The following is a 7,688-nucleotide window of genomic DNA, read 5'->3' on the forward strand; positions in this document are numbered from 1 at the left end:
TGCGCTGGTCGATGGTGTCGGGGTTGCCGACCGCCGGGGGATTGGCCGGGTACTTCCCGAACGGCACGAGCACCAGGCCGAGCAGGGCGCCGCCGGGTCGGCGTCGGTCGCTGCGGTCCAGCAGCCGGCCGGCCACGGCGTCGCCGGCGGCGACGGCCGTGAGCCCACCGACCAGGGTGGCGACCAGGTAGCCCAGCGCCGTCCCGGCGGCCCCGGCGGCCAGCACCCGGTGGACGTCCATCGCGTACGCGGAGAAGGTGGTGAACCCGCCGAGCACACCCACCCCGAGCAGCGGCCGGACCAGCGGGCCGGTCCGCCGTCGGCCGAGCACCGCCATCAGCGCCCCGATCAGCAGGCACCCGGTGACGTTGACCGTGAAGGTGGACCAGGGGAAACCGGTCGGGGTGTGCGGCAGGGCGGCCTGCACCCCGGCACGGGCGAGCGCCCCGAGCGCCCCACCGGCGGCGACCACGCCCAGCACGGCGGCCGGGTGCGCGGCCAGTTCGCCCCGGTCGGCCGGGACCCGCAGGTCGACGTCGGGATCGACGCGCCGCGACGACGGTGACGTCACCGGGACCTCCCCACCAGTATCACCGAGCACTGGCAGGGACCGTTGGCGCGTCCGCGCGGTTCTCCCGGTCGGGCCGGGACGGCGGGCCCCACCGCCGACTCGTCCGTGAGCATAGCCCGGCCGGCCCGGGTGCCGTGGCCGGTGCCCACCGACGGCGTACGGTCGGCGGGGCGGCCGGCCGGGTGCCGGTCGTCGCGCCACGACCGTCAGCGTGCCCCGACCGTCAGGAGGAACAGTGCCGGACCGCAGCCCGTACCCCCGCGAAGCGGACCTCGCCGGGCGGACCGACGGCGCTGCGGTGCCGCCGGCCCGGACCGCGGCCCACGACATGTTCGACGCCGACGTGGCGTCCCGGGGGCTCGGCATCGAGCTGGTCCACGCCGCCGATGGCACGGCGGTGGCCCGGATGCGGGTGACCGCCGGGATGCTCAACGGCCACCGCATCGGCCACGGCGGGTTCGTCTTCCTGCTCGCCGACACCGCCTTCGCGCTGGCCTGCAACACGCACGGCCCGGCCACCGTCGCGGCCGGCGGCGAGATCAGCTTCCTGCGTCCGGTCCGTGAGGGCGACCTGCTGACCGCGTCCGCCACCGAACGCGTCCGGTACGGCCGCAGCGGCATCTACGACGTGACCGTCAGCCGCGACGGCGAGGTGGTGGCCGAGTTCCGGGGGCGTAGCCGCACCCTCACCCGCCCCGCCGACGACTGACCGGCGGCCCGGGTTTCGACAGGCGTCGGACGGGAAACAGAGCCGGTACGGGAGCGGTCCGCTGTGCACCCTCCACCCGCGACGGTCGTCGATCGCGCTGATTTCTGGGCTTTCACCCCGGTTTGATCGGTTATTGTTGACATCGCGCCGCCCGGCGGAGAAGACTCGCCCTTCTGATCTGCCAGGCGACGAAGGGTGACCGAGTCCATGACCAGATCGAAGATCGTCGCGGCGGCGCTCGCCGTCGCCCTGACCGCGCTGGCCGGGTGCAGCGCCGGAGAGAGCGTCGACGTCGACGGCGGGTCCACCGCCGGGGGATCGACAGGCGGCACGCTCACCGCCGCCATCGGCGGCGAACCCGACCAGCTCGACCCGCACAAGACCTCGGCCTACTACAGCTTCCAGGTGCTGGAGAACGTCTACGACACCCTGGTCGAGCCGGACGCCGACCTGAAGATGGGGCCCGCGCTGGCCACGAAGTGGACCACCAGCAGCGACCAGCTCACCTGGACGTTCACCCTCCGCGAGGGGGCCCGGTTCTCCGACGGATCGCCGCTGACCGCACAGGACGTCGTCTACTCCTACCAGCGGATCATCAACGAGAAGCTGAACGCGGCGTACAAGTTCGCCACCGTCAAGACCGTGACCGCGCCCGACCCGGCCACCGTGGTGGTCACCCTGACCGCGCCCACCCCCAACCTGCTGGCCAACCTCGGCGGCTTCAAGGGCGTCGCGATCGTCCAGAAGGCCAACGTGGAGTCGGGCGCGATCACGACCCGGCCGGTGGGCAGCGGCCCGTTCACCGTCGCCTCCTACACCTCCGGCGACACCATCAAACTGACCCGCAACGACGCCTACTGGGGGCCGAAACCGAAGCTCGACGGGGTCACCTTCACCTTCGTCAAGGACCCGACGGTGGCGTTGCAGAACCTGCGCGGCGGCGAGGTGCAGTGGACCGACAACCTGCCACCCCAGCAGGTGCCGACCCTCAAGGAGGACGGCGCGGTGACCGTCGCCACCACCCCCTCCACCGACTACTGGTACCTCGCCCTCAACGAGGCACGCAAGCCGTACGACGACGTCAACGTGCGCCGCGCCGTCGCGTTCGCCCTGGACCGGGAGGCGATCACCAAGGCCGCCAAGTTCGGCCAGGCCACCGCCAACCAGACCGCCATCCCCAAGGGCAGCTCCTGGTACTTCGACTACGCGCCGTACCGGCACGACCCGGACCAGGCGCGGCAACTGCTCGGCGGGGCCGGCGTCACCGGCCGCACCATGGACCTGATGGTCACCAGCGAGTACCCGGAGACGGTCACCGCCGCCCAGGTGATCGCCGCCCAGTTGAAGGACGTCGGGATCACCGTGAAGATCCGCACCCTGGACTTCGCCCAGTGGCTCGACGAGCAGGGCAAGGGGAACTTCGACGCCTTCCTGCTCGGCTGGCTGGGCAACATCGACCCGGACGAGTTCTACTACGCCCAGCACCGCACCGGCGGCACGTTCAACTTCCACAAGTACAGCAACCCCGCCGTCGACACCCTGCTCGACCAGGCCCGCACCCAGACCGACGAGGCCGCCCGTAAACAGACGTACGAGCGGGCCGCGAAGCAGATCGTCGACGACGCCAGCTACATCTACCTCTACAACCCGGACGTGGTGCAGGGCTGGTCCCGCAAGGTCACCGGCTACCAGGTCCGCACCGACCGGGCGATCCGGTTCCGCGACGTCGCCCTGAACCGCTGAGGGGGCGAGGTGGGACGCTTCGTCCTGCGGCGGCTGCTCCAGTCGGTCGTCGTCCTGCTCGGGGTGACCCTGGTGGTCTTCCTGCTGCTGCAACTGGTCCCCGGCGACCCGGTCCGGGTCTCCCTCGGCACCCGCTTCGACCAGCAGACCTACGACGCGCTGCGGGAACGCTCCGGGCTGGACCGCCCGCTGGTGGTGCAGTACCTCAGCTATGTCGGCAACGCGCTCACCGGTGACCTCGGGGTCAGCTTCCGCAGCGGTCAGCCGGTCACCACGATCGTGCTGGAACGGCTGCCCGCCACCCTGTCCCTGGCGGTGACCGCCGTGCTGCTCGCCCTGCTCGTCGCCTTCCCGCTCGGGGTGCTCTCCGCGGTGCGCAGCGGCTCGTTCGTCGACCACGCCGCCCGGGTGTTCAGCCAGTTCGGCGTGTCCGTCCCCGACTTCTGGATGGGCATCATGGGCATCCTGCTCTTCGCCGGGGTGCTCGGCTGGCTGCCCCCGTCGGGTTACGTGCCGCTCACCGACGACCCGGTGGGCTGGGCGTCGCACGTGGTGTTGCCCGCCGCCGCCGTCGGCCTGGTCACCGCCTCCATCCTCACCCGGTTCATCCGGTCCTCGGTGCTGGAGGTGCTCGCCGAGGACTACGTCCGCACCGCCGAGGCCAAGGGGCTGCGCCGCCGGGTGGTGGTCGTACGGCACGTGCTGCGCAACGCGCTGGTCCCGGTGGTCACCGTGGTCGGGGTGCAGCTGGCCAGCCTGGTCGGTGGGGTGATCGTGATCGAGGTGCTGTTCGCCTGGCCGGGCGTCGGCCGGCTCACCTACGACGCCGTCCAGGCCCGGGACTATCCGGTGCTGCAGGGCGCGGTGCTCTTCGTGGCCACCCTGTTCCTGCTGGTGAACCTGCTGGTGGACGTCCTCTACGCCCGCCTCGACCCGAGGATCACGCTGCGATGAGCGCCGGGGAGCGGGCGTCGACCCCCGCCGCCGTGCCGCCGGTCGACCCGGTCGACGACCGTCCGTCGGTGACGGCCGCCGAGGCGGGCGCCCTGCGCCGTGCGCTGACCGCGCTGCGGCACGACCCGCCGGCCGTCGCCGGCACGGTGGTGCTGTTGGTCCTGCTGGTCGTCGGGCTGGCCGGGCAGTGGCTCGCGCCGGCCGGGATCAACGACGTGGACGTCGACCAGATGCTCCGTCCACCCAGCGGCGCGCACCCGTTCGGCACCGACGAACTGGGCCGCGACGTGCTCAGCCGGGTGCTGCTGGCGGCCCGGGTGTCGTTGCAGGTGGGCCTGGTCAGCGTCGGTATCGCCCTGGCCGTCGGGGTCACCGTCGGCCTGCTCGCCGGCTGGTACGGCGGCTGGACGGATAACGTCCTCATGCGCGGCATGGACGTGCTGTTCGCGTTCCCGGTGCTGCTGCTCGCCGTGGCGATCGTCGCGGTCCTCGGCCCGGGTCTGGTCACCGCGATGACCGCCATCGGGGTGGTCTACAGCCCGATCTTCGCCCGGGTGACCCGGGCCAGCGTGCTCGCCGTACGGGAGCAGGTCTTCGTCCGGGCCGCCGTCTCCATCGGCACCTCCGACCTGCGCATCCTGCGCCGGCACGTGCTGCCCAACATCGCCGCCCCGCTGATCGTGCAGACCTCCCTGTCGTTGGCCTTCGCGATCCTGTCCGAGGCGGCGCTGTCCTTCCTGGGGCTGGGCGTCCAGCCTCCCGCGCCGGCCTGGGGCCGGATGCTCTACGACGGGCGCGGTTTCGTCACCGACGCCTGGTGGCTGGGGTTCTTCCCCGGCGCGGCGATCTTCCTGACCGTGCTCGCGTTCAACCTGGTCGGTGACGCCCTGCGCGACGTGCTCGACCCCCGTCAGCTCACCGTCAGCGAAGCCCGCAGGAGCACCCGATGAGCGGACCCGCCGTACCGTCGCCCCGGGCCGCCGGGGACGCGCCGGTGCTGGAGATCAGCGACCTGACGGTCACCCTCGGCACCCGCAACGGCCCGGCCCGCGCGGTCGCCGGCGTCGACTGGTCGGTGGCTCCCGGCGAGACCCTCGCCCTGGTCGGGGAGTCCGGCAGCGGCAAGAGCATGACCGTGCTCGCCGCCACCGGGCTGGCCCCACGGTCGGCCACCGTCACCGGCCGGGTCCGGCTGCTGGGCCGCGACTTGACCGGCATGTCCGGGTCGGACCGTCGCCGGTGGCGGGGCCGGCACGTCGGCTTCGTCTTCCAGGACCCGATGACCACCCTCAACCCGGTGCTGACCGTCGGTCGGCAGGTCGCCGAGGCGTGCGAGGAGCACCTCGGGATGAGCCGGCGGCAGGCCCGCTCCCGCGCCGTCGAGCTGCTCGACCTGGTCGGCATCCCGGCGCCCGGCCGGCGGGTGGACGCCCACCCGCACGAGTTCTCCGGCGGGATGCGGCAACGGGTCGTCATCGCGATGGCCCTGGCCTGCGAACCGGCCCTGCTGATCGCCGACGAGCCGACCACCGCGCTGGACGTCACCACCCAGGCGCAGATCGTCGAACTCGTCGCCGACCTGCGCCGCCGGCTCGGCACCGCGGTCGTCTGGATCACCCACGACCTCGGGGTGGTGGCCGGGATCGCCGACACCGTCGCGGTCATGTACGGGGGCCGGATCGTCGAGCAGGGCCCGGTCGACGCGGTCTTCGTCGCGCCGGGGCACCCGTACACCCGGGCCCTGCTGGCGGCCCGGCCCCGGCCCGGCGCGGCGGGGGAGGACCTGGCGGCGATCCCCGGCGCGCCACCCAGCCCGCTCGACCTGCCGCCCGGGTGCGCGTTCTGGCCCCGCTGCCCGGTGCGCGGGGACGCCCGCTGCGCCCACGAGCTGCCGCCGCTGGTCCCGATCGCCCCCGCCCACCGGGTCCGCACCTTCTACCCCGCCACCGCTGCCGGGACCCGGCCCGCCGGTGACGACCCGGCCCCGTCCACCCCGGAGGACCGATGAGTACGGGAACGATCGCCGAACTCGACGACCTCACGGTCTGGTTCCCCAGCCCCGGTGGCCCACCGGTGCGGGCGGTGGACGGCGTGTCGCTGACCGTACGGGCGGGCGAGACCCTGGGCCTGGTGGGGGAGTCCGGCAGCGGCAAGTCCACCACCGGCCTGGCGTTGCTGCGGCTGGTGGCCCCGACCGGCGGCCGGATCACCGTCGGCGGGCAGGACGTCACCGGCTGGTCGCGTCGCCGGCTGCGCGGGCTGCGCCGCCGGGTGGCCATGGTCTTCCAGGACCCGCAGGCGTCGCTGGACCCGCGCCGCACCGTCGGCGCCAGCATCGCCGAACCGTTGGTCGTGCACCGGCTGGCCCCCTCGGCGCAGGCCCGCCGGCACCGGGTCGCCGAACTGCTCGACCTGGTGGGCCTGCGGCCGGAGACGGCCGGTCGGCATCCGCACGAACTGTCCGGCGGCCAACGCCAACGGGTCGGCATAGCCCGCGCGTTGGCCGGGGAACCCGACCTGATCGTCCTCGACGAACCGATCGCGTCGCTCGACCTGAGCGTGCAGGCGCAGATCATGAACCTGCTGCGCCGGCTGCAACGGGACCTCGGGCTCACCTACCTGTTCATCGCGCACGACCTGGCCGCCGTGGAGCACCTCAGCGACCGGATCGCGGTGATGTACCTGGGCCGGATCGTGGAGACCGGCACCCCGGCGCAGCTCTGGCGCGAACCGGCGCACCCCTACACGGCGGCGCTGCTGTCGGCGGTCCCGGTGGCCGACCCCCGGGTGGAACGGAACCGGCGGCGGATCATCCTCACCGGCGACCTGCCCAGCCCGACCGGTCCGCCGAGCGGCTGCCGGTTCCGGACCCGCTGCCCGCAGGCCCGCCCCGCCTGCGCCCGGACCGACCCGCCACCGGTCGAGGTGGGCCCCGGCCACCGGGCCGCGTGCCTGTTCGCCGGGGAGGCGGTCCGCGCCATGCGTGCCGACCCGCCCGCCCCGGTCGCCGACGGACCCCGGTAGGGCGGCGGTCAGGCGGCGCGCGCCGGTAACGGTACGGCGGGAGGCGGCACCCCCTCCCCACGTCGTCGCCGGCCGGTCGTCGGCCGCTGAGCAGCGGAGACACCGGCCGGTCGGGACGGCAGCGGCACGACGACGGCCAGTCGCCGGCCGGCCCGGCCCGACCGGTCCGGCAGCGCCGACGGATGTCCGGTCACGGCCGTCGCCCACCCCGGCCGCCCGCCCCCGGTGTCGCCGGACCCCCGGCGTGGCTCGTGGGGCCGGGCGGCCCCGGCGAGGGCCGTTGGCTGCCGAGATCCCCGGCCGGGTACTCCGTCACCCGCGCCGGCACTCGTGGGCAGGCGGCACAGGAGGTGCCCGACCACCCCGGCAGCCGTCCGACCCGCCCCGGGACACCGCCCGGCGGACCCCGCGCGGTGCGTCCCTGCGCCCTGACCGGTGGACCCCGCGCGGTGGACCCCTCCGACCCGACCGGCGGACCCGACGCGGTGGACCGGTTCCGCCGCACGGGTGACGCCGGCCCGCCCGCCCGGCGCGGCCCGGTGCACAGGTGCCACCCGCCCCGAGGCCCCGGCCCGGTGCGGCGCCCCGACCGGGCGGACCGGGACCCCTCGCCCGGTCATGCCGCTCGACCGGTCGGCCCCGGCCCGCGCGGCGGCGGCCCCGACGGGCCCGGTCACCCCGACGGTC

At 74.3% G+C, this 7,688-nt stretch carries 6 protein-coding genes and 1 pseudogene; 6 read left to right on the plus strand and 1 reads right to left on the minus strand.

Translation table 11 applies throughout. The features are described 5' to 3' along the window. Positions 1-61 precede the first annotated feature (61 nt). Positions 62-571: pseudogene (locus tag H1A17_RS32595) on the minus strand (CrcB family protein); the annotation flags it as partial. 328 nt (positions 572-899) lie between these two features. On the opposite strand from H1A17_RS32595, the gene paaI reads away from it, so the two are divergent. The 6 genes from paaI (at position 900) to H1A17_RS32625 (ending at position 7,001) form a co-directional block, all read left to right on the plus strand. Next, the gene (gene paaI / locus H1A17_RS32600; RefSeq protein WP_194823686.1) at positions 900-1,280 is read left to right on the plus strand and encodes a hydroxyphenylacetyl-CoA thioesterase PaaI; all 381 of its coding nucleotides are present in this window, start codon (positions 900-902) and stop codon (positions 1,278-1,280) included. Positions 1,281-1,487: 207 nt separating this feature from the next. Then, complete coding sequence (locus H1A17_RS32605; protein WP_145919784.1) at positions 1,488-3,023, plus strand: ABC transporter substrate-binding protein; 1,536 nt, start codon at positions 1,488-1,490, stop codon at positions 3,021-3,023. 9 nt (positions 3,024-3,032) lie between these two features. Then, on the plus strand, positions 3,033-3,977 hold the full coding sequence (locus tag H1A17_RS32610) for an ABC transporter permease (RefSeq protein WP_145919785.1): 945 nt from the start codon (positions 3,033-3,035) through the stop codon (positions 3,975-3,977). Further along, positions 3,974-4,927, plus strand: a complete 954-nt coding sequence (locus H1A17_RS32615; protein ID WP_228544684.1) for an ABC transporter permease — start codon at positions 3,974-3,976, stop codon at positions 4,925-4,927. The genes H1A17_RS32610 and H1A17_RS32615 overlap by 4 nt, the downstream gene beginning before the upstream one ends. After that, positions 4,924-5,985, plus strand: a complete 1,062-nt coding sequence (locus H1A17_RS32620) for an ABC transporter ATP-binding protein (RefSeq protein ID WP_194823684.1) — start codon at positions 4,924-4,926, stop codon at positions 5,983-5,985. Before H1A17_RS32615 ends, H1A17_RS32620 begins: the two co-directional genes overlap by 4 nt. Beyond that, positions 5,982-7,001 carry an ABC transporter ATP-binding protein gene (locus H1A17_RS32625; protein ID WP_194823685.1) on the plus strand — a complete coding sequence of 340 codons (1,020 nt, stop codon included), beginning with the start codon at positions 5,982-5,984 and terminating at the stop codon, positions 6,999-7,001. Before H1A17_RS32620 ends, H1A17_RS32625 begins: the two co-directional genes overlap by 4 nt. The last annotated feature ends 687 nt before the right edge of the window (positions 7,002-7,688 follow it).

It is taken from the genome of Micromonospora sp. S-DT3-3-22 (genome assembly GCF_015354745.1).
Taxonomy (GTDB): Bacteria; Actinomycetota; Actinomycetes; order Mycobacteriales; family Micromonosporaceae; genus Micromonospora; species Micromonospora wenchangensis.

Bases quoted from the DNA above. Each gene is read 5' to 3' on its own strand.
- paaI (WP_194823686.1), top strand. From the start codon at position 900: ATGTTCGACGCCGACGTGGCGTCCCGGGGGCTCGGCATCGAGCTGGTC.
- H1A17_RS32605 (WP_145919784.1), top strand. From the start codon at position 1,488: ATGACCAGATCGAAGATCGTCGCGGCGGCGCTCGCCGTCGCCCTGACC.
- H1A17_RS32615 (WP_228544684.1), top strand. From the start codon at position 3,974: ATGAGCGCCGGGGAGCGGGCGTCGACCCCCGCCGCCGTGCCGCCGGTC.
- H1A17_RS32620 (WP_194823684.1), top strand. From the start codon at position 4,924: ATGAGCGGACCCGCCGTACCGTCGCCCCGGGCCGCCGGGGACGCGCCG.
- H1A17_RS32625 (WP_194823685.1), top strand. From the start codon at position 5,982: ATGAGTACGGGAACGATCGCCGAACTCGACGACCTCACGGTCTGGTTC.